29 protein-coding genes, 1 tRNA gene and 1 other RNA gene are annotated in these 25,845 nt (G+C 70.0%); 19 read left to right on the forward strand and 12 right to left on the reverse strand.

Features of this window, described 5'->3' with window-relative positions; translation table 11 throughout:
* Window positions 1-127: 127 nt before the first annotated feature.
* Window positions 128-1,336, reverse strand: a complete 1,209-nt coding sequence (dinB, locus tag Dac01nite_RS11420) for a DNA polymerase IV (protein WP_203657254.1) — start codon at window positions 1,334-1,336, stop codon at window positions 128-130.
* 272 nt (window positions 1,337-1,608) lie between these two features.
* On the opposite strand from dinB, the gene Dac01nite_RS11425 reads away from it, so the two are divergent.
* From Dac01nite_RS11425 to Dac01nite_RS11450, 6 genes are all read left to right on the forward strand, one after another.
* A complete protein-coding gene (locus tag Dac01nite_RS11425; RefSeq protein ID WP_203657095.1) occupies window positions 1,609-1,761 on the forward strand; it encodes a hypothetical protein in 153 nt (50 codons plus the stop codon).
* Complete coding sequence (locus tag Dac01nite_RS11430; RefSeq protein ID WP_203657097.1) at window positions 1,754-2,056, forward strand: DUF1905 domain-containing protein; 303 nt, start codon at window positions 1,754-1,756, stop codon at window positions 2,054-2,056. The genes Dac01nite_RS11425 and Dac01nite_RS11430 overlap by 8 nt, the downstream gene beginning before the upstream one ends.
* 103 nt (window positions 2,057-2,159) lie before the next feature.
* Window positions 2,160-3,389, forward strand: a complete 1,230-nt coding sequence (locus Dac01nite_RS11435; RefSeq protein WP_203657099.1) for an SHOCT domain-containing protein — start codon at window positions 2,160-2,162, stop codon at window positions 3,387-3,389.
* Between the two features lie 21 nt (window positions 3,390-3,410).
* On the forward strand, window positions 3,411-4,670 hold the full coding sequence (locus tag Dac01nite_RS11440; RefSeq protein ID WP_203657101.1) for a TFIIB-type zinc ribbon-containing protein: 1,260 nt from the start codon (window positions 3,411-3,413) through the stop codon (window positions 4,668-4,670).
* Window positions 4,667-5,158 carry a hypothetical protein gene (locus tag Dac01nite_RS11445; protein ID WP_203657103.1) on the forward strand — a complete coding sequence of 164 codons (492 nt, stop codon included), beginning with the start codon at window positions 4,667-4,669 and terminating at the stop codon, window positions 5,156-5,158. Before Dac01nite_RS11440 ends, Dac01nite_RS11445 begins: the two co-directional genes overlap by 4 nt.
* A gap of 37 nt (window positions 5,159-5,195) precedes the next feature.
* On the forward strand, window positions 5,196-5,747 hold the full coding sequence (locus Dac01nite_RS11450; protein WP_203657104.1) for a hypothetical protein: 552 nt from the start codon (window positions 5,196-5,198) through the stop codon (window positions 5,745-5,747).
* A 100-nt stretch (window positions 5,748-5,847) separates the two neighbouring features.
* Here the strand turns inward: Dac01nite_RS11450 and Dac01nite_RS11455 are convergent, their stop codons facing one another.
* Window positions 5,848-6,051 carry a CsbD family protein gene (locus Dac01nite_RS11455; RefSeq protein WP_203657106.1) on the reverse strand — a complete coding sequence of 68 codons (204 nt, stop codon included), beginning with the start codon at window positions 6,049-6,051 and terminating at the stop codon, window positions 5,848-5,850.
* Between the two features lie 85 nt (window positions 6,052-6,136).
* Window positions 6,137-6,994: an NAD(P)H-hydrate dehydratase gene (locus Dac01nite_RS11460; protein WP_203657108.1), complete on the reverse strand. Its 858-nt coding sequence runs from the start codon at window positions 6,992-6,994 to the stop codon at window positions 6,137-6,139.
* Between the two features lie 87 nt (window positions 6,995-7,081).
* Between Dac01nite_RS11460 and def the strand changes: the two genes are divergently transcribed.
* Window positions 7,082-7,582, forward strand: a complete 501-nt coding sequence (gene def, locus Dac01nite_RS11465; RefSeq protein WP_203657111.1) for a peptide deformylase — start codon at window positions 7,082-7,084, stop codon at window positions 7,580-7,582.
* Between the two features lie 14 nt (window positions 7,583-7,596).
* Here def and Dac01nite_RS11470 read toward each other — a convergent pair whose 3' ends face one another.
* Entirely contained in the window at window positions 7,597-8,238 is a 642-nt protein-coding gene (locus Dac01nite_RS11470; RefSeq protein WP_203657118.1) for an NAD(P)H-hydrate epimerase, read from the reverse strand.
* Window positions 8,239-8,374: 136 nt separating this feature from the next.
* Here Dac01nite_RS11470 and Dac01nite_RS11475 point away from each other — a divergent pair, with 136 nt between their 5' ends.
* Entirely contained in the window at window positions 8,375-8,872 is a 498-nt protein-coding gene (locus Dac01nite_RS11475; RefSeq protein ID WP_203657120.1) for a DUF3145 domain-containing protein, read from the forward strand.
* 57 nt (window positions 8,873-8,929) lie between these two features.
* Window positions 8,930-9,295 (forward strand): nuclear transport factor 2 family protein, encoded by a 366-nt coding sequence (locus tag Dac01nite_RS11480; protein ID WP_203657122.1) that lies wholly within the window; start codon window positions 8,930-8,932, stop codon window positions 9,293-9,295.
* A gap of 166 nt (window positions 9,296-9,461) precedes the next feature.
* On the opposite strand, the gene Dac01nite_RS11485 is transcribed toward Dac01nite_RS11480, so the two are convergent.
* The 5 genes from Dac01nite_RS11485 to Dac01nite_RS11505 all read right to left on the reverse strand — a co-directional run bounded on the left by Dac01nite_RS11485 (window position 9,462) and on the right by Dac01nite_RS11505 (window position 14,223).
* A complete protein-coding gene (locus tag Dac01nite_RS11485) occupies window positions 9,462-10,700 on the reverse strand; it encodes a beta-ketoacyl-[acyl-carrier-protein] synthase family protein (RefSeq protein ID WP_203657124.1) in 1,239 nt (412 codons plus the stop codon).
* Between the two features lie 43 nt (window positions 10,701-10,743).
* Complete coding sequence (locus Dac01nite_RS11490; protein ID WP_203657126.1) at window positions 10,744-10,989, reverse strand: acyl carrier protein; 246 nt, start codon at window positions 10,987-10,989, stop codon at window positions 10,744-10,746.
* A 77-nt stretch (window positions 10,990-11,066) separates the two neighbouring features.
* On the reverse strand, window positions 11,067-12,056 hold the full coding sequence (locus tag Dac01nite_RS11495) for a beta-ketoacyl-ACP synthase III (RefSeq protein WP_203657255.1): 990 nt from the start codon (window positions 12,054-12,056) through the stop codon (window positions 11,067-11,069).
* A 5-nt stretch (window positions 12,057-12,061) separates the two neighbouring features.
* On the reverse strand, window positions 12,062-12,976 hold the full coding sequence (locus tag Dac01nite_RS11500) for an ACP S-malonyltransferase (protein WP_203657128.1): 915 nt from the start codon (window positions 12,974-12,976) through the stop codon (window positions 12,062-12,064).
* A gap of 77 nt (window positions 12,977-13,053) precedes the next feature.
* Window positions 13,054-14,223, reverse strand: coding sequence for a PucR family transcriptional regulator (locus Dac01nite_RS11505; protein ID WP_239066637.1), 1,170 nt, complete (start codon window positions 14,221-14,223; stop codon window positions 13,054-13,056).
* A 185-nt stretch (window positions 14,224-14,408) separates the two neighbouring features.
* On the opposite strand from Dac01nite_RS11505, the gene Dac01nite_RS11510 reads away from it, so the two are divergent.
* Complete coding sequence (locus tag Dac01nite_RS11510; RefSeq protein ID WP_203657132.1) at window positions 14,409-15,608, forward strand: hypothetical protein; 1,200 nt, start codon at window positions 14,409-14,411, stop codon at window positions 15,606-15,608.
* 74 nt (window positions 15,609-15,682) lie between these two features.
* Here Dac01nite_RS11510 and aceE read toward each other — a convergent pair whose 3' ends face one another.
* Complete coding sequence (gene aceE / locus Dac01nite_RS11515) at window positions 15,683-18,394, reverse strand: pyruvate dehydrogenase (acetyl-transferring), homodimeric type (RefSeq protein ID WP_239066638.1); 2,712 nt, start codon at window positions 18,392-18,394, stop codon at window positions 15,683-15,685.
* A gap of 233 nt (window positions 18,395-18,627) precedes the next feature.
* Here aceE and Dac01nite_RS12135 point away from each other — a divergent pair, with 233 nt between their 5' ends.
* From Dac01nite_RS12135 to Dac01nite_RS11555, 8 genes are all read left to right on the forward strand, one after another.
* A complete protein-coding gene (locus Dac01nite_RS12135) occupies window positions 18,628-19,056 on the forward strand; it encodes a DUF3052 domain-containing protein (RefSeq protein WP_239066639.1) in 429 nt (142 codons plus the stop codon).
* Window positions 19,053-19,529: a peroxiredoxin gene (locus tag Dac01nite_RS11525; RefSeq protein WP_203657136.1), complete on the forward strand. Its 477-nt coding sequence runs from the start codon at window positions 19,053-19,055 to the stop codon at window positions 19,527-19,529. Before Dac01nite_RS12135 ends, Dac01nite_RS11525 begins: the two co-directional genes overlap by 4 nt.
* Before the next feature lie 36 nt (window positions 19,530-19,565).
* Window positions 19,566-19,639 (forward strand) — tRNA-Val (locus tag Dac01nite_RS11530).
* A gap of 42 nt (window positions 19,640-19,681) precedes the next feature.
* Window positions 19,682-20,431, forward strand: a complete 750-nt coding sequence (locus Dac01nite_RS11535) for an ion channel (protein WP_203657138.1) — start codon at window positions 19,682-19,684, stop codon at window positions 20,429-20,431.
* 40 nt (window positions 20,432-20,471) lie between these two features.
* Window positions 20,472-21,290 carry a Nif3-like dinuclear metal center hexameric protein gene (locus Dac01nite_RS11540; RefSeq protein WP_203657145.1) on the forward strand — a complete coding sequence of 273 codons (819 nt, stop codon included), beginning with the start codon at window positions 20,472-20,474 and terminating at the stop codon, window positions 21,288-21,290.
* A gap of 23 nt (window positions 21,291-21,313) precedes the next feature.
* Window positions 21,314-22,051 carry a zinc ribbon domain-containing protein gene (locus Dac01nite_RS11545; protein ID WP_203657146.1) on the forward strand — a complete coding sequence of 246 codons (738 nt, stop codon included), beginning with the start codon at window positions 21,314-21,316 and terminating at the stop codon, window positions 22,049-22,051.
* Complete coding sequence (locus Dac01nite_RS11550; RefSeq protein ID WP_203657147.1) at window positions 22,048-22,872, forward strand: histidine phosphatase family protein; 825 nt, start codon at window positions 22,048-22,050, stop codon at window positions 22,870-22,872. Before Dac01nite_RS11545 ends, Dac01nite_RS11550 begins: the two co-directional genes overlap by 4 nt.
* Before the next feature lie 8 nt (window positions 22,873-22,880).
* Window positions 22,881-23,399: a hypothetical protein gene (locus Dac01nite_RS11555; RefSeq protein ID WP_203657148.1), complete on the forward strand. Its 519-nt coding sequence runs from the start codon at window positions 22,881-22,883 to the stop codon at window positions 23,397-23,399.
* A 21-nt stretch (window positions 23,400-23,420) separates the two neighbouring features.
* On the opposite strand, the gene Dac01nite_RS11560 is transcribed toward Dac01nite_RS11555, so the two are convergent.
* Together Dac01nite_RS11560 and Dac01nite_RS11565 are read right to left on the reverse strand one after the other, a co-directional pair.
* A complete protein-coding gene (locus tag Dac01nite_RS11560; RefSeq protein ID WP_203657150.1) occupies window positions 23,421-24,275 on the reverse strand; it encodes a formate/nitrite transporter family protein in 855 nt (284 codons plus the stop codon).
* A 47-nt stretch (window positions 24,276-24,322) separates the two neighbouring features.
* Window positions 24,323-25,075, reverse strand: a complete 753-nt coding sequence (locus tag Dac01nite_RS11565) for a YaaA family protein (RefSeq protein WP_203657152.1) — start codon at window positions 25,073-25,075, stop codon at window positions 24,323-24,325.
* Between the two features lie 83 nt (window positions 25,076-25,158).
* On the opposite strand from Dac01nite_RS11565, the gene rnpB reads away from it, so the two are divergent.
* An RNA gene (gene rnpB, locus Dac01nite_RS11570) (RNase P RNA component class A) lies at window positions 25,159-25,543 on the forward strand.
* Window positions 25,544-25,845 lie beyond the last annotated feature (302 nt).

Here is a 25,845-nt window from a genome sequence, read left to right on the forward strand (position 1 = left end):
ATGGTCGAGAGCGCGTCGGGGTCAGCCGGGTCGGGCCGGAACCCGTCAGCAGCATCACGGCGGTCCTCTTCCACGGATTCAGTGGCAGGGCACGGACTGCGCGCCGCCACGAGCGCTTCGCACTGCGCTACTCGTGTTCGGGAAGCCGCGGCGCGGACAATCCGGGGTCGCGACCGATGAGCGCCGCGCGGGTGACCGCGGAGGAGCCGAACCGATCGCGTACCGCGTCGAGCGCGACGTCCAGCCTGGCGTCGGTGCGCGCGCCCTCGTTCCAGTCGAGGGAGAGCTCCCCCTGAACTGTGCCAGCGCGAGTGACGTGTGAAAGCGAGACTCCGATCAGGGTGATGCCGCGTTCGGCGATGTCGCGATCTGCCGCGGCGAGCAGGCTGTGGGCCACCGTCAGCAGCGTCTCGGTGTGATCGGTGGGCGCGGGGAGGGTGCGCGATCGAGTCGCCTTCGTGAAGTCGCCGTAGCGGAGGCGCAGCACGACGGTGGCGCACGAGGATCCCCGATCGCGCAGGCGCTTCCCGAGCCCGTCGACGATCTGGGTGACGATCAGCTCGAGCTCACCGCCCGAATGGGGCCGGTTACCGAGCGCGCGCTGCGAGCCGATGGATCCGTGGCGCCTGGTCGTCTCGACTGGCCGCGGATCTCGGAGCCGGGCCAGCGCATGCAGCTGGGCACCGGCTGCCCTGCCGAGCCACTGCTCGGCGGTCGCCGCCTCGATCTCCGCCAGCTGTCCGACGGTGTAGATGCCTCGCGCGTGCAGCTTCTCCGCGGTCACCGCGCCGACGCCCCAGAGCCGTTCGACCGGGAGCGGATGGAGGAACGCCTCCTCGCCTTCCGGCTCCACCACGAGGAGCCCGTCAGGTTTGCTTGCCGCGCTCGCGACCTTCGCCAGGAACTTGGTTCTCGCGACGCCCACGGAGATGGGAAGGCCCACGTCGCCACGCACGCGTTCCCGCAGCCGTGTGGCGATCTCGACGGGGGCTCCTGCTATGCGGCGCAGTCCCCCCACCTCGAGGAACGCCTCGTCGATCGAGATCCCCTCCACAGAGGGGGTGGTGTCATGGAACACCTCGAAGACCGCACGGCTGGCCGCGGAGTAGGCCTCCATCCGGGGCGGGACGATGACTGCGTCGGGGCACAGCGCGCGCGCCCGCTGCACACCCATCGCCGTGCGCACCCCTCGTGCCTTCGCCTCGTAGCTCGCGGCGACCACGACTCCGCCGCCCACGATCACGGGACGGCCCCGCAGCGCGGGATCGTCCCGCTGCTCCACCGAGGCGTAGAACGCGTCGAGATCCGCGTGGAGCACCGTCGCCTCGCCGCGCACCCGCCACCTCCTGCCGCCACCCGCTCTTTCCGACATGGTCTCACCCTGGCCTGACATCGCAGGCGCGGCGGCACGCGCGCTCGCGGGCCACCCGGCCGATGAGCGCGCGCCAGCCTCAGCTTCCAGCGCGACCAGCTCGACCGCATGGTGCTGCAAGATCTGGATGCCGCCGAGGTGGTCCTCACGGGCATGGACTGGAGGAAGAAGCGCCCTAGTCAGGCAAATCCCAGTCTTGCCCCCTCTATGTCATCCCTCATTGCTAGCGTGGGCGCATGGTGACGATCTCCACCTCGCCGGATTGCGGGAACGCGCCCAAGCAGGTCTACGGGCGAGATGTGCTCGCCGCCACCGACGCGCTCATCGCCGCGTTGTGCCCACCCGGACTCGACTCCGTCACCTTCCTCACACCCGCCGCACATGCCTGACTACCTGTTCGACGCCGTGCTGTGGCGCTGGACCGGCAACGGCGCCGCATGGGTGTTCCTCACCGTCCCAGAGGACATCGCCGACCAGGTCGAGGCGCAGCAGGTGGGTCCCGGGCGGGGCTTCGGCGCTGTGAAGGTGCGCGTGACCATTGGCTCGAGCACGTGGGACACCTCGATGTTCCCGTCTCAGGAGCACGCCTCGTACATCCTGCCGGTGAAGGCTCCGGTGCGGCGCAAGGAGGGGCTCGACGCCGGCGACACGGCGACGGTGAGGATCCTGCTGATCGACCCGTGACAGGTGCTTGCTGCGGGGTCCGCTGGACGCGATATTCACCCTGGGCGCGGTGTGCGAACCTGCGATAGCCTGGCGCCACAGACCGCGAAGAGGGGGACCACCCATGGGATTCATCCAGGCTGCAGCAGGGGCGATCGGCGGCACGCTCGCCGACCAGTGGATCGACTTCCTGATCCCGCCGGACAACGTCCCTGCGACGGCGGTGATGTTCCCCGCGGTGCCCAAGGGACAGAACGCCGGTCGCGGCTCCAACGTCCGCGGCTCCGAGAACATCATCACCGACGGCTCCAAGATCGTGGTGCCGGAGGGCATGGGTCTGCTCACCTTCCAGGACGGCCGGATCACGAACTTCGTGGGCGAGGCCGGCGGCTACATCTACTCGAACGATGACCAGCAGGCGAAGTCGCTGTTCACCGGCGGCGGCATCTTCTCGTCGACGCTGCAGAGCTCCTGGGAGCGCTTCAAGTACGGCGGCCAGCCCGGTGCCCAGCACCTGGCCTTCTACGTCAACCTCAAGGAGGTGCCGAACAACCGGTTCGGCACCCAGGGACCCATCTACTGGGATGACCACTATCTGGGCACCCAGGCCGGCGCCGTCACACGGGGCTCCTACACGCTCAAGGTCGTGGACCCCATCCTGTTCGCGAAGTCCATCGTGCCCGCGGAGTACATCACCCAGAACGCCGGGATCTTCGACATCACGGCCGTCGACAACCCGGTATCCGAGCAGCTGTTCAACGAGGTCGTGGGATCGCTGTCGGCCGCGTTCTCTCGCTACACGAACGACGGCGAGCGCGGCAACCGGATCTCCAAGATCCAGGGCGACGCACTCGGCTTCGCGCGGTCGCTGTCCGAGGTGGTCGAGGAGCACTACAAGTGGACCCTCGAGCGGGGCATCACCATCCACGCCGCCGCGCTGCTGGCCATCGAGTACGACGCCCCCACAGCGAAGCTGCTGGAGGACGTGCAGAAGGCCGATGCGCTCTCGGGTGGCCGTGGCGACTCGTTCCTGCGGCAGTCCGCCGCCCGCGGCATCCAGTCCGCTGGCGAGAACGGCGGCGGCGACGGCCTCGCCTTCATGGGCATGGGCATGAACGCGGCCGGTGGCGCGCTCGGTGGCCTCATGCAGAACCAGCCTGGGCAGCAGCCGGTCCCGCAGCAGGGCATCGGTCAAGCAGGCTCTGGCCAGCAGGCCGCGCCGGCTCAGCAGGGCGGCGGGGGAGGCGGCGCGAGCGCCGCCGACCAGATCCGCGAGGCGAAGTCGATGCTGGACGAGGGCCTGATCACCCAGGAGGACTTCGACGCGCTCAAGCGCAAGGCTCTGGGCCTCTAGCCGCTGTTCCTCGGAGGACCCATGACTGAGCCCACCAGCTCCCCGGGCTCGCCCGCGCCGCAGCCCCGCGGCGCCGGCGAGCCGCCCATCAGCGAGAACGCTGACCCGCGCCTGATCGACACGACCACCGGCCAGGCGCACGGCCACGACGACTGCCCGCGGTGCGGCAGCACCGAGGTCAGCCGCAAGGGCAACACCATGAGCCTCATCTGCGGATTCTGTCGCTACGAATGGGTGGGGATGCGGCTCGAGGAGGCGCACGGTCTGGGTGAGGGCATCGGCGACCTCGCAGGGCGCGTGATGACGTCGGGAGCGACGGACATCACCAGCGCGGACACTCTCATCACGATCAAGTGCACAGGCTGCGGGTCGGAGGTCGTGGTCGACACCGAACGCACGCTCGAGGCGCGCTGCCACTGGTGCCGCTCGATCCTGTCGATCAACGACAAGATCCCCAACGGTGCTGTGCCGGACGGCATCCTGCCCTTCCACGTCACCAAGCAGGACGCGATGGCGCGCATCGGCGAGTTCGCGGGCAAGCGCACGTTCTTCGCCCTCAAGAAGTTCCGCGAGGAGTTCAAGGCGGACAACGTGCTAGGCGTGTACCTGCCGTACATGACCGTCGACGGCAACGTCAACGCTCGCCTGCACGGGCAGGGAGAGGTGCTGACGCGCAAGTACACGGTCCAGACCGGCAAGAACTCGCGCACCACCTACTACGACGCGGACGTGTACGACGTGGTCCGCGACTTCGACCTGCACATCGACGACCTCATCGTCGAGTCCTCCGCGACGCGGTCGAACATCGACAATCGCTCGAACACGAACAACATCATCAACTCGCTGCTGCCGTTCGATGTCAAGAACATGGTGGCCTTCGACAGCAACTACCTGGGCGAGGCCTCCGCAGAGAAGCGGGACCTCAACATCGACGACGTCGCGCGCAAGGCGCACTCGCAGTTCCTCACCATGGCACGCGAGTCGATCCGTGATGACATCACAGGCTATGACCGCGGCGTGCGCTGGACGCATGAGGAGATGGACGTCCACGGCAGTCGGTGGGCGTCGTTGTTCCTGCCCATCTGGCTGTACAGCTACGCGGAGACGCAGGACGACGGCCAGGTGATGGTCCACTACATCGCCGTCAACGGTCGCCACGGGAACGTGATGGGCTCGGTTCCCATCAACAAGTCTCGCCTGTGGGGTGTGACGTTGCTGTCCACTGCACTGGCAGCGGCCGTGATGTGGCCCATGGCGTTCCTGGTGACGGTGGCGGCGTGATCGCGGCTCAGGTCCAGGGGAGCGCGGCCGTGGTCCTGGCCTCGGACGGCGAGGGCGGTGCCGCGCTGTTCGGACTGGTGCTGTTCGCAGCGCCGTTCGTGATCGGCTGGTTCGTCTACACGACGCTCTACCGCCGCTACCGCAATCAGAACGCGCGCTACCTGTTCGAGCACACCACCTCGGCCAAGCGCAGCAACCTTCAGCGGTGGGACACGTTCACGCGCGCCAAGAACCGCCAGCGCAGCTCGAAGATCGATGGGCGCAACGACGATGAACCGCTGGAGCGCACGGCGCACTCGGTGGTGCGCGAGGCCATGGAGCCGCGGCAGGCTCAGGAGGAGCGCGTCGCCCAGGAGGCGCGCCTGGCGCAGGAGGCGCGCGAGGCGCAAGGGGCGCGCGAGGGCGCGCCTGAGCGACAGGCGGATGCGCCGCGCACCGAGCCGCCTACGCCCAGCGCCGGTGGCGGCCAGCAGGGGCCATCCGTCTGACCTGGTCATTGACCGTGCGCCCACCTACGCTGGGATGATGAGCGACGACACCCAGACCAGCAGGCCCTACGGCGGCAACACCCGAGCGGCGTGGCTCGCGACGGCCACCGGGATACCCATCTACGTGATCCTGAGCGCGGTGGTGTGGGGCCCTGGCGTGGCGCTGTATGCGGCGATCGCCGACGAGCCGGGCGCGACGGTCGACTCCGCAGCACTGGCCGTGATCGCCGCGGTGGGCATCCTCATCGCTGTGGTGGGCATCGCGTTCGTGGCACACACCGTGGGCCGCGTGGTCTTCGCCCGCACCAACGACCAGGAGCTGGGCAAGGCGGCGGTCGCCTTCGGAGCGATGGCCGCTGTCCTGGCCGTGGTCCCCGTGGTGCTCATCGCCATGGGCCAGGACGATCCCTGGGCTGCCGCGGCCGCATCCGTGGTCATCATCCTCTTCCCGTGCGCGCTCACGTCCGCCGCGACACGCGCCCTGCTGCCCTCGGTCGATCGCTTCGCGGCGTTGAGGACGGCCGTGATCGTGCTGCTGGTGCTTGCGGTGATCGCCGTGGTGGTGTTCACCTTCTACGCGTTCGTGTAGCCGCGCCGCGACGGGGCTCGGCCCCGATAAGCAGAAGCGGCGGCCACCCCCGTGGGATGGCCGCCGCTGAGCTGCGGTGAGAGCGCCTGAGCGCCCCCCGTCACTTGTCGCGGTCAGTTGCCTCGTTGTACTTCTCCGCGACGGCGTCCTTCGCGTCCTCGACCTTGTCCTTGGCGTCTGCCTTGGTCTGGTCCCACTTGCCCTCGGCCTCAAGCTGCTCGTCGTCCGTCGCCTTGCCTGCGCCTTCCTTCATCTTGCCCTTGGCGTCCTCGGCGGCGTTGTCCAAACGGTCTGAACCACTCATGGCTCTGCTCCTTCTCCTAGGGGTGTCCTGCACCCACGAGAACGCCAAGGGGGCGTCCCCACATTCCGAGGCAGCGGCGAACCGTTCAGTCCCGTGCCAGCAAAAACGCGATGCAGGCGGGAAGCGCGGAGGCGATGTCCAGCGCGGCGACCGGTCCGCCGGCGCCGGCCCGCTCAGCAGCCCGGGCGTGGATCCACGCCGCCCCTGCTCCCGCATCGGCCGCCGTCAGACCCGCCGCCAGCAGCGTGCCGGCAATCCCGGCGAGCACGTCGCCGGCGCCGGCCGTCGCCAGCCATGCAGGGGCCTCGGGGAGCTCGATGAGCAGCCCACCGGGCGAGGCGACGATGGTGCGCGCGCCCTTGAGGAGCACGGTCGCGCGAGCAGTCTCCGCGAGCAGCCGAGCATGGCCAGCACGGTCGGCCGCGATGTCCATGACGGTGACGTCGTGGCGCAGCGCCTGCAGGGTGCGCATGAGCTCCTCGGCATGCGGAGTCAGCAGGACCCGATCCGCAGCCGTCTCGCGCGACCCCGACGCGCGCGAGCGAGCGACGGCCTCGAGCCCGCCGGCGTCGACCACCATGGGCGCTCCCGAGGCCATGACCGCGCCGATCGCGGCGTCCTGCTCGGGGTAGTCCGCCACGCCTGGGCCCACGACCCACGCCTGTGCGCGCGGCAGCGACTCGGCCGCGTCGCCAGGATCGTGCACCACGCACTCGGGACGGAGGCTGAGCACCAGGTCCTGGGCGCGCCGCGGTCCCACGTACCTGACCATGCCGGCGCCGGAACGGACCGCTCCTGAGGTGACGAGCGCGGCCGCGCCCGGGTAGGCGTCGGACCCGGCGACCACCCCCACCACGCCGCGCGAGTACTTGTCGTCGGACTCCGTGGGCACGGGCCAGCGCTCGCGCACGTGCCGCGCAGACCATGTCGTGGGCTCAGTCACCTTCCCAGGGTGTCACAGCGGGACTGCGGTTCCGAGGATTGACCAGCCACGATGGAGCGGGCGTCGTGCCGTGAGACAATGCCGGGCATGGCCATGCGTGAGATCCGGACCACCGGCGACCCCGTCCTGCGCACCGTGTGCGAACCCATCACCACCACCGACGACCGTGTCCGCACGCTCGTCGAGGACCTGCTCGAGACCGTCGACCACGACGGGCGCGCGGGTCTCGCGGCGAATCAGATCGGGGTGAGCCTGAGGGCCTTCTCCTGGAACATCGACGGCGACATCGGCTACATCCTCAACCCGGAGATCGTCGAGCGCTCCGAGGAGCTCCAGGAGCTGGGGGACGAGGGATGCCTGTCCGTCCCCGGGCTGTGGTACCCGTGCGAGCGTCCCGCCTACTCCCGTGCCGTGGGCACGGACCTCGACGGTAACGAGGTGGTGGTCGAGGGCGAGGAGATCTGGGCCCGGCTCATCAACCACGAGGTCGACCACCTCGACGGCAAGCTCTACCTCGACCGCCTGGCCCGCGACGTCCGCAAGCGAGCGATGCGGGAGCTGCGCGAGTCGCTCGAGGCGGCGCAGTAGCCCCTGGTGCGCCTTCAGCGTCGGGGCACGCCCACGTCCGCGATCACCACGCGTCCAGCCGACGAGCGCGCAGGCTCGGTCACGAGGCACGGCTTGGCCGCGGTGAAGGTCACGGTGGCGTCCGCCTTCACGTGAGGTCCGTCGATCGCACCGTCGTCGACGCCCACGCCGCTCGGAACGTCGACCGCCAGCACGGCCGCTGTGTGCGGGATCGCGGCCACGAGCGTCGAGGCCGGCTCGCGCAGCCCGGGCCGCCCGCCGATCCCCACGATCCCGTCGATGACCAGATCCGCGCTCACGACTGCAGCGGAGGCTGACGAGGGATCCGTGCGTGCGTCGACGACCGATGCGCCGGCCGCCTGCGCCTCTCCCAGGCCCTGCTCGTGCCCGCTCGATCCCACCAGCGCCACCGTGACCTCCGCCCCCCGGTAGTGGAGGCGCGCACCCGCCAGCATGGCGTCGCCACCGTTCGCGCCGGATCCCGCCAGCACGGCCACGCGCGCACCGCGGATGCGTCCCGTGCGCTCCGCCAGCATCGCCTCTGCCTCCGCCGCCACCGCATCGGCCGCGCGTGCCATCAGCGTGCGCTCGGAGACCGTTCGCATCGCCCGAGCCTCCGCATCGCGGGTCTGCTGGACCGTCATCACCGTGGCCATGGGCCCAGGTTTCCACACGCCGGGGCGGCACGCTGGCGCATCGCCGCAGGATGAGGCACCATAGACACACACCCGGGCAGTCGGGAGTTCCTTCGAGGTCGTAGGGGAAGACGCACCTCAACAGGAAGGAAGAGTCATGGCTGCCATCACCCGCGGTGTTCTCTTCGTGCACTCAGCCACGCGCGCCATGTGCCCGCACATCGAGTGGGCGGCTCAGTCTGTGCTGGGTCCGCGCGCCTCCTTCGAGTGGACGGACCAGCCCGCAGGCACGGCGCTGTATCGCGCCGAGGTCGCCTGGCAGGGCACTCCTGGCACCGGTGCACGCCTCGCCTCGGCGCTGCGAGGCTGGGAGCACGTGCGCTACGAGGTGACCGAGGACCCGTCCTTCGGCTCGGACGGCGGCCGATGGTCGCACACCCCGTCGCTGGGAATCTTCCACGCCGTCACGGACGTTCACGGCAACATCGTGGTGCCCGAGGACCGCATCCGCGCAGTCCTCGAGTCCGGCGCCTCGGTCACCGAGTTCAAGCGCGCGATGGACCTCGCTCTGGGCGCGGCGTGGGACGAGGAGCTCGAGCCGTTCCGCTACGCCGGCTCCGGTGCTCCGGTACGGTGGCTCCACCGCGTCGGCTGACCAGCGCGGAGGAGGATCCGCCGCGGAAACGCCCAGCGGCGCACGAGGAGTGGACACATGCAGGAGCTGACCCGAGACGAGGCGCTGACCCTCCAGGCGATGGAGGAGGCCATGTGGCGGCCGGAGACGCGCTTCGACCCGCGCTACATGGATGCCGTGCTGGCGGAGAACTTCTCGGAGATCGGCCGCTCGGGACGCGCGTTCACCCGTGAGGACACCCTGGATCTCCAGCCCGTCGAGATCGACATCCAGCTGCCGCTGATGGACTTCACCGCCGTCGCGATCTGCGAGGACGTGGCACTCGTGCGCTACACGTCAGTGCCGTCGCGGGCATCGCGCGGAGCGACGCACCGCAGCAGCGTGTGGGTCAACGACGGCCGCTGGCGGCTGCGATTCCACCAGGCGACGCCCACAGACCTCTGAGGGGAGCCGCGCACGGCCTCACCCCGCATCAGCCGTCACGCGACACGCCAGCACGCGACCGGTGCTCGTGGGACGCAGGCGACGCGAGAGCGTGGACCGTGGCCCCACGGTCCTCACATGTCACGGCCGTGGGGAGGGCGACTCGCCACCCTGGCCGATGCGCGGTCTAGGCGTTCGTGAAGACCAGGGCGACGTTGTGCCCGCCGAACCCGAAGCTGTTGTTGATCGCGGCCACGTCGCCGTCCGAGGGCAGCGCGCGCGGGGAGTCGCGAACGAGGTCGACCTCGAGCTCGGGGTCGGGCGACGTCACGTTGATGGTGGGCGGTGCCGTGCGCGTCTCGAGCGCCTTGATCGTGAACACCGACTCCAGTGCGCCCGCACCACCCAGGAGGTGGCCCGTCATCGACTTGGTGGCGCTCAGCAGCACGTTCTCGGCGTGCGCGCCCAGCAGCCCGCGGATCGCGCGCGCCTCGATCATGTCGCCCACCGGGGTCGAGGTGGCGTGAGCGTTGACGTGCGAGACATCGGTCACGGTCAGGCCAGCCATCTCGAGCGCCTGTGCCATGGCGCGAGTCTGGCCCTTGCCCTCCGGCTCGGGCGCGGCGATGTGGTGGCCGTCCGCCGTGCGGCCGAGTCCCACCAGGTGTGCGTACACGCGTGCACCCCGCGCCGCGGCGTGCTCGGCCGACTCGAGCACGACGATCCCCGCACCCTCTCCCAGCACGAAGCCATCGCGCTCGGTGTCGTACGGACGCGACGCTCCAGCGGGGTCATCATTGCGCTTGGACAGTGCGGCCATGGCGGCGAATGAGGAGATCGGCAGCGGGTGGATGGCTGCCTCGGTGCCGCCGCACACGACCACGTCCGCGCGGCCCTGCTGGATCATCTCGTAGCCCATGGCGATCGCCTCCGCGCCGGAGGCGCATGCGGAGACGGGCGCGTGCGCACCGGCGCGAGCGGTGAGCTCGAGCGACACGTACGCGGCGGGGGAGTTGGGCATGAGCATCGGCACCGTCATGGGGAGGACGCGCCCGGCGCCCTTCTCCTTCATGGTGTCCCACGCGCTCAGCAGCGTCCAGACCCCGCCGATGCCCGAGGAGACCACGGCGCCCAGGCGCTCGGGGTCCACCTCGGGCGAGCCGGCGTCGGCCCATGCCTCGCGCGTGGCCACGATCGCCATCTGGGCGGACGGGTCCATGCGCTTGGTCTCGGGACGAGACAGCACCTCCGACGTGGGCACCACCAGCTGACCGGCGAAGTTCACGGCCATGCCGTAGGTCTCCGCCCAGTCGTTGTCGAGCGTCCGCACGCCAGAGCGGCCGGCGAGTGCGGCCTCCCAGGTGCTGTCCACGTCCCCGCCGAGCGGGTTGGTGGTTCCGAGTCCGGTGACGACGACTGTGGTCATGTGATGCTCCTGATGGGGGTGGTGCGGAAACTGCGGGAAGGGGTCAGCCCTGTGCGCCGGCGATGTAGTCGACGGCGTCGCCCACGGTGGTCAGGTCCTTGACCTTCTCGTCGGGGATGCGCACGTCGAACTTCTCCTCGGCGAGGGTGACGATGGTCATCATCGACAGCGAGTCGATGTCGAGGTCGTCGGTGAACGACTTGTCGAGCTGGACCTCGGCGGTCTCGAGGCCGGTCTCCTCGGCGACGATCTCTGCAAGGCCGGCGAGGATCTCGTTCTTGTCTGCCATGTTTCTCTCCTTGTGGTGGTGATGCGGGGGCATCGGGTTCGTGGTTGACCTCTGGAACTCTAGTAGCGGCCAGCGTCCTAGGGCAGGACGACGACCTGCGCGGCGTAGACCAGGCCCGCGCCAAAGCCGATCTGCAGCGCGAGGTCGCCCGACGTCGCGTCGCCGTCGCGAAGCAGCCGCTCCGTGGCAAGCGGGATCGACGCGGCGGAGGTGTTGCCTGAGTCGACGATGTCCTTGCCCACGGCGACGTGCGAGGGCAGGCCGATCTGCTTGACCATCTGATCGATGATGCGCACGTTCGCCTGGTGCGGGATGAACGCCTTGATGTCGTCCGGGGTGATGCCTGCCGCCTCGATGGCCTGCAGCGCGACCGGCGCCATCTTGAAGGAGGCCCACTTGAAGACGCTGGGACCTTCCTGGTAGAGCGTGGGGAACGCGGTGTCGGCGTCGTCCCGGACCTCGAGCCACGACGCCGTCTGGCGGATGAGCTGAGCACCGGAGCCGTCCGAGCCCCAGACCGTGGGGCCGATCCCGGGGGTGTCGGAGCCGCTCACGACCACCGCTCCGGCGGCGTCGCCCAGCAGGTAGGAGATGGACCGGTCCGCAGGGTCGACGAAGTCGCTCATCTTCTCCGCGCCCACCACCAGCACGTTCCGCGCCGAGCCGGACCGCACCAGCGCATCGGCCTGACCGATGCCGTAGCAGTAGCCGGCGCAGGCGGCGGAGATGTCGAACGCGGCTCCGGTCGAGCCGAGTCGATCCGCGAGCACCGGCGCGCCGCCGGGCGTCATGTGCGGATAGGTGATGGTGGACAGGATCACCGCGTCGATGTCGCCGCCCTCCAGGCCGGCAGCCTCGAGTGCCTCCCGGGAGGCGCGCTCGGACAGGTCGATCACCGACGTGTCCGCGTTGGCACGCACGCGAGTCGCGATGCCGGTCATCTTGCGAATCCACTCGTCTGAGGAGTTGATGGGCTCGATGATGTCCTCGTTGGGGACGGCATTCTCGCCGCGAGCGACGCCCAGTCCGGCGATGCGCGAGAACTCGGGGCCCCGGCGGATGTTCATGGTCGTCACGCGTGCTGCTCCAGGAGCTCTCGGGCTGCGGGGATGTCGTCTGGCGAGGTCAGCGCCACCGCAGGCACGCCCTTGAGGGAGCGCTTCGCGAGGCCGGTGAGAACGCCGCCGGGGGCCACCTCGATGATGCCGGTGACGCCCAGATCGAGCATACGCGCCTGGCAGAGGTCCCAGCGGACCGGGTTGGCGACCTGGCGGACGATGCGCGCGAGCGCATCCGGCCCGTCCGCCACCTCGGCTCCGTCCGCGTTCGACAGGAGCGCCGTGGCCGGAGCGACGGGGGCGACGGAATGTGCGGCCTCGGCGAGGGCCGCCACGGCCGGCTCCATGTACGAGGTGTGGAACGCCCCAGCCACCTGCAGCTCGATCACCCGCGTGCGCGCCGGCGGCTCGGCGGCGAGGGCCTCGATGCCGGCCTTCGAGCCCGCGGCGACGATCTGACCGCCGCCGTTCATGTTCGCTGGCGTCAGCCCCAGCTGCTCGAGCCGGTCGAGCACGTCCTGCTCGACGCCGCCGAGCACGGCGGCCATCGAGGTGGGCTCGGCGGCGGCCGCGGCTGCGGCCATCGCCTGCGCGCGCACAGTGACCAGGCGCATCGCCTCGGCTTCGCTCACGACTCCGGCGAGCGCGGCCGCACCCAGCTCGCCCACGCTGTGGCCGGCGACGAGGCCCGGGATCGCGCCGTCCAGCACCGCGCGGGCCGTCGCGAGACCGGCAGCGACCAGCAGCGGCTGGGCCACGGCGGTGTCGCGAATGGTGTCCGCGTCGGAGACCGTGCCGTGCGCGACGACGTCCGTGTCTGTGGCTTCCGACAACTCGCGCAGGTGTGCAGCGACATCGGCGTGCGCGAGCCATGGCTCCAGCATTCCGGGCTTCTGGGCTCCCTGGCCGGGGAAGAGTACGGCGATCATGCGTCTAGCATCTCCCATCTCGAGGATGCGCGCCGGGACGTGTGTCACCGATTCGTGCGCGTCGAATTGTGGACAGTCTACAAAGGCGTGTGGCTCGAGTCGCGCAGGCGACCGAGAGCGAAGGCAGTCTCAAGCACGTGTGCATCGCGGGTGGACAGCACGTCCCATCCCGTCAGCTGCGCCACCTTCTTGAGGCGGTAGCGGACCGTGTTGGCGTGGACGAACATGGTGCGCGCGGCGAGCTCGAGCGAGCGCCCGCAGTCGAGATAGGTGGCGATGGTGTCGCCGAGCGCGCCGCCCGCGCGCTGGATGGGGTCGTAGGCGATCGAGATGAGCCGCTCACGCGCGGTGGCGTCGCCGACGAGGACGCGCTCGGGCAGCAGATCGTCGGCAGCGGCGGGGCGCGGGGTGAGCGACCACGCAGGTGCGGCGACCACCCCGGACAGCGCCGCTCGCGTGGATCGCGCGACCTCGACCAGCGTGATCGCGGCCGGTCCGATCACGACGGGCCCCGGGCCGAACGACGTGAGCAGCTGTGTCGAGAGCGACTCGTGGCCGTCGTCCGCCCGCGCGATCACGATGAGATCCTCGCCGTGGATTCCCACCAGCGCGCCAGGGGCGGCTCGGCGGATGGTGCGTCGCAGCTCCGCGGACTGCACCTCTCCCAGGGTGCCGTCGGTGAGGCCGACCATCACGAGCGTGGGGCCGGGCTTCCAGCCGAGCGCGGCGGCACGGGAGGGGAGGTCGTCGTCCACCTCCCCTCGCACGAGCGCGTCGACCACCAGCGCCTCGAGACGCGCGTCCCAGGCGCCGCGGGTCTCGGCCGCACGCGCGTAGACCTCGGCTGCGGAGAACGCGATCTCGCGCGAGTAGACCAGGATCGCCTCCCGCACCTCGCGCTCCGAGCCAGGTGACGCGAACTCCCCGGCGTGCTCCTCGACCACCCTCACGACCGTGCGCACGATCGACAGGGTGTGCTGCAGCGACACGGACCTCGTGAGCTCCGGGGGAGCCGCGGCGAACACCTCGGTGGCGCTGCGCTGGCTGTGCTGCGGGTCCGCGTACCAGGACACGAACGAGTCGATCCCGGCCTGCGCGACCGTGCCCACCCACGAGCGCTCCTGTGCGGGCAGCTCCCGGAACCACAGGTACTCGGTGTCGAGACTCTTGAGTGCCGCCGTGGAGAGCCGGCCCGTCGCGGAGCGGAGCCGTCGCAGCGTCTCGGACCGCGCCTGAGTCATCGCCATGGGGCACAGCATAGGGACTCTTGTAGGCGATCGACAACGACGCGCCACGATCGACCGCAGGAACCCCGATTCGGAGCGCATCTGCTTGTTCGCTCCATCCAAACGCGCTGCCGTGCGCGGGGCGTTTGTCCTGCTAGCGCACGGGGTGTCGTATAGCGTGAGAGCACACGGAAGGGAGCATCACGATGACGGAAGCTCGACCGAGGCCTTGGACGGGCGCCCTGCTGGGACTGCTCCTGGGCGTGGTGGCGACAGGACTGCTGTGGCTCACGGGAGTGATCCCGCCCGATCGGCTCTCTCTGTTCGGCATCCTCGCCGTCTGCATCGTCGGCGCGATGGCGCTGACCACGCAGCGGCTGAGCGCTGCACGCGGAGGCGGCATCACGGTGATCGTGATCGCCTCGCTGCTGGGCGGCGTCGCCCTGACCGGCATTCCTGAGTTCGTGAGCGGCGGCGCGTTGTCCGAGCGCTGCACGTTCCAGGGCACCTCCTCACAGGAGGCGGACCCCGTCTCGCCCGCGGACACCTCCGCGCTCGACCCCTTCGATGTCACCACCACCGACACCGTCGAGTGGATGGGCACCGTGCCGGAGACCGCGACGGAGGCCGCGGTCGACGTGGGTCTCGAGGTGGGCGGCTTCACCATCCCGCTTTACTCGACCACGTACGCGAGCCCGTCGGGATCGACCGACTGGGGCGGCACGGTGGACGTCGCGAGCGCGCTGGCGGAGTTCAAGGATCAGTACGCCTTCGATCTCACGGGCACGTATCACTTCTCCGCACAGATCGAGGGCGAGGGAGACGGATGCACGGGCGCGGGCTACGCCCGCGTGCTGGCCCCCAGCGCGTTCGGCGGCGTGATGCTCGCGGTGCTGTGGGCGCTTCTCGCCGTCCTGCTGGTGGCGATCATCGTGGTAGCGGTGGTGGTGCGCCGCTCGATCTCGCACGCCGATGCCCTGGCCGCCACCACCTCCCGAGACCTGCCCCCGGAGGACTCGATCGGCACGGGAGGACCCATCGAGGACGATCCGTCACGCGGACGGACGGGAGGCGCTGGCGCCGCTGGTGCCGCAGCCGGCGCCAGCGCGGCGGGCGGTGGGGCCGCCCGTCGAGACGACGATGCCCCTGCCACCTCGACGAACGCCGATGCCGGCGCGGTGCACGCGCAGACGCCACCCGGGCAGGCGGGAGTCTCCCCGGAGCCGGAGCCGGAGCCGGAGCCGGAGCGGGAGCCGGAGCCGTTGCCGTCGGAGGCCGATCAGCCCACGGTGACGGAGTCATCTGGCGACGGGGGCGGCCCGGAGACGGAAGCATCGGCCGGGCAGACGCCCGCTCCGGAGGAGGGTCCTGCGCCAGAGGACGACCCCCGGAGCGGCCGCAGCTGACGTCATCCCTCCCGCGACGACGAGGGCCCCGCACCGGTGATGGTGCGGGGCCCTCGTCGTGAGCAGTGTCAGGCTCAGGCGTCTCCGCCCGCGTTGCCCGAGGTGCCCTTGGTCACGTCGTGGAGCTCGTAGCGCTCGATCGCGTCCTTGACGGCACTGCGGTCGATCTCGCCGCGCTTGGCGAGCTGCTGGAGCACGCGCACCGCGGTGGATGGTCCGTCGATCTTGAAGTAGCGCCGCGCAGCCGCACGGGTGTCGGAGAAGCCGTAGCCATCCGCTCCGAGCGTGGCGTAGTCGCCCGGAATCCACGCGCGAACCTGGTCGGGGACCAGGTGGTCGTAGTCCGTGGTGGCGACGAAGGGGCCCTTCGCGCCCTCGAGCTTCTGCGTGAGGTACGGCGTGCGAGCCTCCTCATCGGGGTAGAGGAACTCGTGCTGCTCGGCGTCGAGCGCGTCGCGTCGCAGCTCGTTCCACGAGGTCACGGACCACACCGTGGCGCGGACGCCGTAGTGCGCGGCCAGCAGCTCCTGGGCCTCCATCGCCCACGGCACCGCGACGCCGGACGCCAGGATCTGTGCCTCCGGTCCGTCGCCGGCAGGGGCGTCCGCGAACTTGTAGATGCCCTTGAGGATGCCCTCGACGTCGACATCCTCCGGCTCGGCAGGGTGCTGGATGGGCTCGTTGTACACGGTGAGGTAGTACATGACGTTCGGGTCGCGATCGTCGTCCCCGTACATCCGCTGGATGCCGTCCTTGACGATGTGGCGGATCTCGTAGCCGAACGCCGGGTCGTACTGCACCACGGCAGTGTTGGTGCCGGCCAGCAGGGGAGAGTGTCCGTCGCCGTGCTGCAGGCCCTCGCCCGCGAGGGTGGTGCGTCCCGCGGTGGCACCGATGATGAAGCCGCGGGTCAACTGGTCGCCCGCCGCCCAGAACTGGTCGCCGGTGCGCTGGAAGCCGAACATCGAGTAGAAGATGTAGAACGGGATGAGCGGCTCGCCGTGCGTGGCGTAGGAGGTGCCGACGGCCTGGAATGCGGCGGCCGAGCCGGCCTCGTTGATGCCGGTGTGCATGATCTGCCCGGCCTCGGACTCCTTGTAGCTCAGCATCAGCTCGCGGTCCACGGGCAGGTAGTTCTGCCCCAGCACGTTGAAGATCTTGGCCGAGGGGAAGATCGAGTCCAGGCCGAAGGTGCGGGCCTCGTCGGGGATGATCGGCACCAGGCGGTGCCCGAAGGCCTTGTCCTTGACCAGATCCTTGAAGAGCCGCACGAAGGCCATCGTGGTGGCGATCTGCTGCTTGCCCGATCCCTTCGCGAGCAGCTCGTAGGCCTTGTCGTCGGGCATCTCGAGCGACTTCTTCGGGTCGCGGCGCTCGGGCACGAAGCCACCCAGCTCCTTGCGGCGCTCCAGCATGTACTTCACCGCGGGATCGTCCATCCCCGGGTGGTAGTACGGCGGCCGGTAGGGGTCCTCCTCGAGCTGCTCGTCGGTGAACGGCAGGTCGTAGGCATCGCGCAGGACCTTGAGGTCCGCAGCGGCGAGCTTCTTCATCTGGTGCGTGGAGTTGCGCGCGGCGAAGTTGGTGCCGAGCCCGTAGCCCTTGATGGTCTTCGCGAGGATGACCGTGGGCTTACCGTTCGCCTCAGTGGTGGCCTTGGCATAGGCCGCGTAGAGCTTCTGGTAGTCGTGGCCGCCGCGCTTGAGCGCCCAGATCTCGTCGTCGGTCATGTCCTTGACGAGCTCCTTGGCGCGCGGATCGCCTCCGAAGAACTGGTCGCGGATGAACGCGCCGGACTCGGCGCGGAAGGTCTGGAAGTCGCCGTCGGGGACGGTGTTCATCAGGTTGACCAGGGCGCCGTCGTCGTCGCGCTCCAGCAGCGGGTCCCAGTTGCGGCCCCAGACCACCTTCAGGACGTTCCAGCCGGCGCCGCGGAAGTACGCCTCGAGCTCCTGGATGATCTTGCCGTTGCCGCGCACCGGGCCGTCGAGGCGCTGCAGGTTGCAGTTGACGACGAAGGTCAGGTTGTCGAGGTTCTGGTTGGCTGCCAGCTGCAGCATGCCGCGCGACTCGGGCTCGTCCATCTCGCCGTCGCCCAGGAACGCCCACACGTGCTGCTGCGACGTGTCCTTGATGCCGCGCAGGTGCAGGTATCGGTTGGTCCACGCCTGGTAGATGGCCGATGCGGGGCCCAGGCCCATCGAGACGGTGGGGAACTCCCACAGCTCCGGCATGAGCCTGGGGTGGGGGTAGGAGGACAGGCCGCGCCCGCTCGCCGACTTCTCCTGGCGGAACGAGTCGAGGTCCTCCTCGGAGAACCGTCCCTCGACGAAGCCGCGTGCGTACACGCCGGGGGCCGCGTGGCCCTGGAAGTACACCTGGTCGCCACCGCCCGGGTGGTCCTTGCCGCGGAAGAAGTGGTTCAGGCCCACCTCGTAGAGCGTCGCGACCGAGGCGTAGGAGGAGATGTGGCCGCCCACGCCCTTGTCGCCGGCCTGCGCGCGGGTCACCATGACCGCCGCGTTCCAGCGGATCCAGCCGCGGTAGCGCCGCTCGATCTCCTCGTCGCCGGGGAACTCGGGCTCGTCGTCCACGTGGATGGTGTTGACGTAAGGAGTGTTGAGGCTCAGCGGCACCGACAGCTGCTGCGACGCCGCGTGCTCCACCATCCGGTCGAGGATGTACTCGGCCCGCGACTCGCCGCCGCTCTCGATCAGTCCATCGAGCGATTCAAGCCACTCGCCGGTCTCGTTCGGGTCCTTGTCAACCTCGCCGTGTGATGCCACCGGTGACCTTCCTCTTGGGCGCAGGGGTGGTGCGCCGAACGCATAGGGGTGGAGGCGGATGTGCCGCCGCTCCCGCCATTCTTGCCATATCTGGCTCGATTGTCACGCCAGCCCCTGTGACGCAGTCCACGGGCGCCGAGGAGCGCTGCCGTTGCCACGCATCGCCGGCGGCATCTACTGTGAGTCCTGGGCGCGCACCTGCGCGCATCGCCAACGAAGGGAGCGTCGCCACCGTGGCGTCACAGGACGGTGCCAGCACCGTGGATGCAGGGATCATCGACCGGTTCGGATTCGAGCGCGGCATGGTCATCCAGGAGTTCGGGTATGACGACGATGCTGATGAGTCGCTCCGCGCCGCGATCGAGGATCTCACCGGAGAGGACCTCGTCGACGAGGACTTCGGCGATGTCACCGACGCGGTGCTGGTGTGGTTCCGCGACGGCGACGACGACCTCGCCGATCTGCTCATGGACGTGCAGTCGCTGCTCGACGACGGCGGCGGTGTGTGGCTGTTGACCCCCAAGGCGGGAACCACGGGCCACGTGCTCCCTGGGGACGTCCAGGAGGCCTCGTCGCTCGCAGGGCTGCACGCGACGTCGACATTCGTCGTGGGCGAGGGGTGGTCGTGCACCCAGCTCGCCGAGAAGGGGCGCAGCAAGTGAGCGACGGACTCGTCGGCCATCCCGCCCCGGATCTCACGCTCACGGACCAGCACGGTCGCCACGTCACGCTCAGCGACTACCGCGGTGCCGCGGTGCTGCTGGTGTTCGTGCCCTTCGCGTTCTCGGACACCTGCACCAACGAGCTGATCGACCTGCGGGACGCATCGGACCTCACGGAGGACCGCGCGCTCGAGGTGATCGTGGTGTCCTGCGACTCGATCTACACGCTCAAGGCGTGGGCGGACGCGCACGGCTACACCGGCGAGCTCCTCAGCGACTTCTGGCCACACGGCGAGGCGGCAAGCGCCTACGGCGTGTTCAATCCGCAGAAGGGCCTCGCCACGCGCGGCACCTTCCTGATCGATGCGGACGGCTCGGTCGCGTGGTCCGTGATCAACCCCACGGGTCAGGCCAGAGAGATCGACGCCTATCGCGAGGCCATCGCTCAGCTGGGTCGACCTGCGGCGCGCTGACTCGACCCGTCGAGCCGATGCGCAAGAATGGGGCGCGGGCCCTTAGCTCAGCTGGTTAGAGCACTGCGTTTACACCGCAGGTGTCGTCGGTTCGAGTCCGGCAGGGCCCACGCGACAGCCGGACGAGGGGAGCCTTCACCGTGGCCGAGCCCATGGGCGCCAGATATGACGCCTACGCGAAGCGCACTGACACCTGGATGGCCGTGCTCGCCATGGTGTTCCTCGTGGTGTGGTCTGCGCGCATCATCTTCTTCGAGTCGATCCCCGGAGCCCTGAACGGCACGCTGCTCGCGGTGCAGGGATGGATCTGGCTGGTCTTCCTGGTCGACATCGTCGTGCGCACCGTGATCTCGGAGAAGTCCTGGAAGTTCCTGTGGACCCATCCCCTCGACGTGATCGCGGTGCTGATCCCGGCCGCCCGCCCGTTGAAGGTCCTCACCGCCTTCACGCAGGGAGCGGCCTTCGCCTCCGCCAAGGGTCGCATGCGGACCATGCAGGCGGTGGTGATCTCGGTGGTGCTGCTGCTGTGGATCGGCTCCGTCGCGGTGCTCTCGGCAGAGGGCGAGGTCGAGGACTCGGCCATCGACAACTTCGGCGATGCGCTGTGGTGGGCGATCGTCACCGTGACCACGGTGGGCTATGGCGACTTCTCGCCGGTGAGCATCACCGGCCGCATCGTCGCCGTCATCATGATGCTGCTCGGCATCGCGCTCATCGGCGTCGTGACGGCCTCGGTGGCCGCGTGGTTCGTCTCGGTCACGTCCGGCGAGGGCGACCGCGAGGAGGAGCAGCGCGAGGTCGACCGCCACTCCGAGCTCCAGGAGCGCATCGACCGCCTGGAGGCGAAGATCGACCGGCTGGTCGAGTCCGCATCCGACGAGCGCCGTTCCGACTCCTCCTAGCGAGTCGGCGGCGGTCCGCTGAGGCCGGTACCGTGGCCCCATGGCCACGGTCGCTGACATCGCCGGGATCCTCGAATCTCGCTTCCGTCCCGAGCTCGCAGAGCCGTGGGACGTCAATGGTCTCGCAGTCGGAGACCCCCAGGCCGCGGTCACTCGCGTGCTGTTCGCCGTCGACCCCACGCTCGCCGTGGTGGAGGAGGCGCTCGACCAGGGCGCGGACCTCATCGTCACCCACCATCCGCTGCTGCTGCGTGGCGTCACGTCCGTGTCGGCCTCGACGCCCAAGGGCGCGGTGGTGCACCGCCTCATCCAGGCCGGCGTGAGCCTGTACAACGCGCACACCAACGCCGATGCGGCGGCCGGGGGAGTATGCGATGCGCTCGCCGCCGCGATCGGCGTCGTCGACGCCGTCCCCCTGCTCCCCGCCGCGGACAGTGCCTCCGAGGGCACCGGACGGGTGGGCATGCTCGCGGGCCCGCTGACTCTCGAGGAGTTCGCCCGAGCCGTCGCGTCCGTGCTGCCTGCGACCGAGCACGGCGTGCGCGTGGCGGGGGACCTCGACGCGCTCGTGACCACGGTCGCCGTGGTCGGCGGCGCCGGAGACGGCTTCTTCGACGCGGTGCGCCGCAGCGGCGCCGATGCCTACGTCACCGCGGACCTGCGTCACCACCCGGCGTCGGAGGCGCGCGAGTACGCCGAGCTCCACGACGGCCGGCCGTATCTCGTGGATGTCTCGCACTATGCGTCCGAGTGGGCGTGGCTCGCTGACGCCGCGGAGCATGTCGCGGACGCCGCCGCCGTGGACACGATCGTGTCCACTCTCTCGACCGACCCCTGGACCGCGCGCTTCAGCGCCTGACACCCCTTTCACGGAGGACCCCTGTGCCCACTGCCCCCCACGACCATCAGCTGAGGCTCCTGGCCGTCCAGGATGCGGACCTGCGCATCCAGCAGGCGCAGCATCGTCGCGCGACGCTGCCCGTGCTCGCCCAGATCGACGAGCTCGTCCAGCTCGACCGGGGACTCGAGGAGGAGGCGGTGGCGCGCGGCACCGAGGTGAACGATCTTCGCCGGGCTGTCGCGAAGGCGGAGGACGACGTCCAGTCCGTGAGGGATCGAGCGGAGCGCGACCGGGCGCGGCTTGCCTCCTCGTCGACCTCGCCCAAGGACCTGCAGGCGCTTCAGGCGGACCTGGAGATCCTCGAGCGCCGCACCAGCGACCTCGAGGACGTCGAGCTCGAGGTGATGGAGAGCCTCGAGTCAGCGGAGGCCGCCCAGGCCGAGGTCGTGGCCCGCCGCGAGAACGGCGTGAAGCGGCTGCGGGAGCTCGAGCACGAGCGCGATGTCACGTTCCGGTCGATCGACTCCGAGATCGAGGAGGCCGCGCAGGAGCGCGCGGCGGCCGCAGAGGGCCTCGACGCCGGGCTCGTGAGCCTGTACGAGCGGCTCCGCGAGCAGCACGGTGGCGTGGGCGCGGCGGCTCTCGAGGGCGGCACCTGCATGGGCTGCCACATGTCTCTCAACCCCGCGGACCTGCGCACGATCGACACTGCGCCGGCCGAGCAGATCGTGCGATGCGAGGAGTGCGGACGGATCCTGGTGCGCAAGGAGCGCGCGTGACGGATCGCCATCCGGAGGACACGGGCCCCGACGCAGGACCGGAGTACGACGACCACGTTGAGTCCGCCACCGCGGATGACACCCCCGTCGAGTCCTCTCAGACGCGTGGACGTTCGCTCTTCGCGGTCGCCGGCGGCGACCTCGTCAGCCCGCTCACCATGGTTCTGGTGCGACATGGCGTGACGGACATGACGCTCTCGCACGCTCTGTCCGGCTCGAGCGTGGTGGGCCCGGCGCTGAACTCCCAGGGACGCATCCAGGCGGCCAAGGCCGCGGATGCCGTGTACCGCATCGGCCGTCGCGACTGGGACCGCGTCGCCCACGTGACTCGCGTGTTCGCCTCTCCCATGACCCGCACCCAGGAGACGGGTGCTGCGCTGGGCCGGCGCATCGGCGCCCATGTCGAGACCGAGGACCGCGTGCGCGAGATCGACTTCGGCCACTGGGAAGGCCTCACCGGAGACCAGGTGGCCGAGCGCTTCGGCGACGCGATCCACCGCTGGAGGTTCGGCGAGATCGCGGCGCCCGGCGGCGAGTCCATGCCTCAGGTGGGGGAGCGCTTCGACGCCTTCCTCCGGGACGCGGCGCGCGAGCATGCGCAGCTGTGCGCCGACGGCAGCGACATCGCGCGTGCGTGGGCCGTCGCCTCCCACGCCGTCGCCATCAAGTCCGCCGTGGGCGTCTCGACGGCGATGCCCGTGGACCACTGGGGACACATCTGGCCGCAGCCCGCGTCGCTGACGCTGCTGCAGCTGAGGGTGCGCTCCGACGGCGAGATCGCCGAGCGTCACGTGCTGTGCGTGGGCGCTCCCACGCATTGAGGCGACGGATGGCTGACCGAACGGTGCTGCTGCGCGAGCCCTGGCACGCGATCCTGCGGCGCCTCGCGGTCCGCGTCGCGATCCTGCTCGGCGGACTTGCCTTCGCCGGCATACCGGGGGTGTGGGTCGGGCTCGTGGCCTCGCCCGTGCTGTGGGGGCTGGGCAGTCTGGTCGCCCTCCTCGGCGCGCTGTTCGTGGTCCTGTCGCTCGCGAACCTGGTGCGCACGCGCCGCGCGCTGCTGGTGCTCGAGCCCTCGGGCGCGATCCGGCGCCCCGCCTCCGTCCAGGAGGGCTGGCTCAAGCGCCCCGTCGAGCGCGTGGAGGGCGCGGATGTGGTGGTCACTCCCGCACTGAGCTCGGTGATGGGGTCGAAGGCGGATCCGCGCGTGACGCTCACCGCGGGCGGTCGCTCCATCGCAGACGTGCCGCTGTGGGGGGTCGACGTCGAGGATTTCGTCGCGCGCACCAACGCGCTGCTGGATGGCGACCGCCTGCGCTACGCGCCGCCGCAGATCCCCGGCGACTGACGCATCGGCCGTTCGCGGCTGTCACGCCTCCGTGTCGCCGCTGCGCTTGCGCATGAGCCGCTGAGCGTCGTTGGCGTAGGCGTAGTACCAGCCGATCAGCAGCCCTCCGCCCACAAAGTTGCCGAGGAGCACGATGCCTACGTTCCCCAGCGCCAGGCCCACATCGATCCCGTTGCTGAGCCCCATGATCGTGAAGAGCACCGTGTTGGCGACCGAGTGCTCGAAGCCCACGAAGGCGAACACGAAGACGCTCATCACCATCGTCACGGCGGAGGTGAGGTCGTCGCGGATGCGGCCGTTGTAGACCAGCAGCATCGCGAGGTTGATCATGAAGTTGCACAGCACCGCGCGCATGAACAGGTCCGACCACCCGCCGACGCCGCCCGCGACGTAGTCGAGCTTGTGGTCCACGCTCATCTGCATCTGATCGCCCACGGCGCCGTCCGCGAGCGTCGACGCCGCGACCATGAGGGCCACCGCGAGACCGCCCATGACGTTGCCGGCGTAGCAGTACAGCAGGATGCGCAGGGATCGCAGCGGCGTGGTGCGCCGGTAGTACGCGCCGATCGCGACGATCATCATGTTCGACGTCAGCAGCTCGGACTTGCTGTAGTAGATGAACACCAGCGCGAACCCGAACACGGCGGCTCCCACCATGCGGCCGATCGCGATCAGGTCTCCGTCGCCCACCTCCGCGAACCCCGCCAGGACCGCGTAGTAGGTGAGGTACATGACGCCTATCAGCGCACCGGCCATGGCGGCTCGCATGATGTAGACCCGAGCGAGCTGACCGCTCATCGCCGTCTTGGTCTCGAGGGCGTCCAGGACGGTCGAGATGAACGTCGAGCCCGGGAAGAGCCGGTCTTCTGCTGTCATGGCACCACGCTACTCAGGTCCCGGGGGTGCGGGATGTCGCGAGTCGCTCAGGCGGCGACCACGAGCGTCAGCTCGTGCTCGGTGAGCGTCACGTCGATCACACCGTCGATGGTGCGCGCGGCGTCGGCCAGGTCCTGAGCGGTCTCCGGCACCGCATCGGCCCTCACCAGCGCGCCCGTGAGGAGGCCGCGAGTGTGCTTGGCCATGTGGCTGACGACGGTGCGCCTGCCGTGCAGCTCGCGCTCGACGCGCACGGACACGTGGGGGATCCCTGCGGGGCGCCAGGCGGCGACGTAGGACGAGCTGCGGCAGTCGACCACCAGGCGGCCGTGGGCGAGGTGTCCCAGCTCCGCGGCCAGGTGCTGGCGCCAGAACGACGCCAGGGGGCCGATGCGCCCCAGGCTCGTCGACATCGACAGGCGGTAGGCAGGGATGAGGTCCGAGGGGGAGACGGCGCCCCACAGCGCGGACACGATCCGCACGCGCTCGGCGGCGTGCTCGAGGTCTGCGCCGGTCCAGTGCGCGGCGCCGGCGGCGTCGTAGAGCACGCCGGTGTAGACGGCCGATGCGGGAGCGGCGGGGTTGTCCCAGAGCGTGCGATTGCGTTCGACCTCGGCTCCCAGGCTCGCGCCCACGCCGAGCACGTCGTAGGCGTTGCGCTGGGCGCTCACCTTCGCGAGCGCGTCGCCCACGCGACGGCGTGCGCGCGCGAGGCCCGGGTGGGCGAGCGACTCCAGATCCACCGGGGGACCGGAGGCGGGCGCGGTCTTGCCTTCGGACGGCGGGAGCAGGATCAGCACGCCACCAGGGTACGGGCCGGATGCCGGGCTCGGACCGTTCGGGTGAGCGTGGCCGCCCACCCCGGGTAGTCTGGAGGCGCGGATGAGCTGGCCAGGCGGCCGCGTGGTCCTTCACGGATCCCGAGGAACGTCCGGGCTCCGCAGGGCAGGGTGATGGCTAACGGCCACCCGGGGTGACCCGCGGGACAGTGCCACAGAGAGAAGACCGCCTCCCGGCGTCGCAAGGCGCCGGGCGGTAAGGGTGAAAGGGTGAGGTAAGAGCTCACCGCGCGACTGGTGACAGGAGCGGCACGGTAAACCCCACCCGGAGCAAGGCCAGACAGAGAGCGCTTGAGGGCTGCCCGCCCGATGCTCTCGGGTAGGTCGCTGGAGCCCTGGAGCAATCCAGGGCGTAGATGGATGGTCGCCCGGTGCGAGTGCAGCAATGCGCGCACCCGACAGAACCCGGCGTATCGGCCAGCTCATCCGCCTCAGGGCTGGCTCGCGGCAGCTCTCGTCAGAGGGTGCTGGCGTCAGCGTTTGCTAGAGTCGCCTCAGGCGGCTCACCCGCGCCTGTCCCGCACGATGTCCCGATCAGGGCACATCAGCGGTCGTTCACCCCGGCGATCGAGAGCGGGCACCACCCCCGGTAGCGCAGCAGTGGCCACCAGCGTCCGCGTCGGGGTCACAGGCGCGGCTCCGGCGCTCGGCGTGCAGGCGGGTTGCTCCGCCGACGCGCACCTGCGTGGAGACACGAGGGAGCGGACGGCGGTCCAGCCGCCGCGTGGCGG

The sequence above is a fragment of the Demequina activiva genome (assembly GCF_016862815.1).
Lineage (GTDB): Bacteria > Actinomycetota > Actinomycetes > Actinomycetales > Demequinaceae > Demequina > Demequina activiva.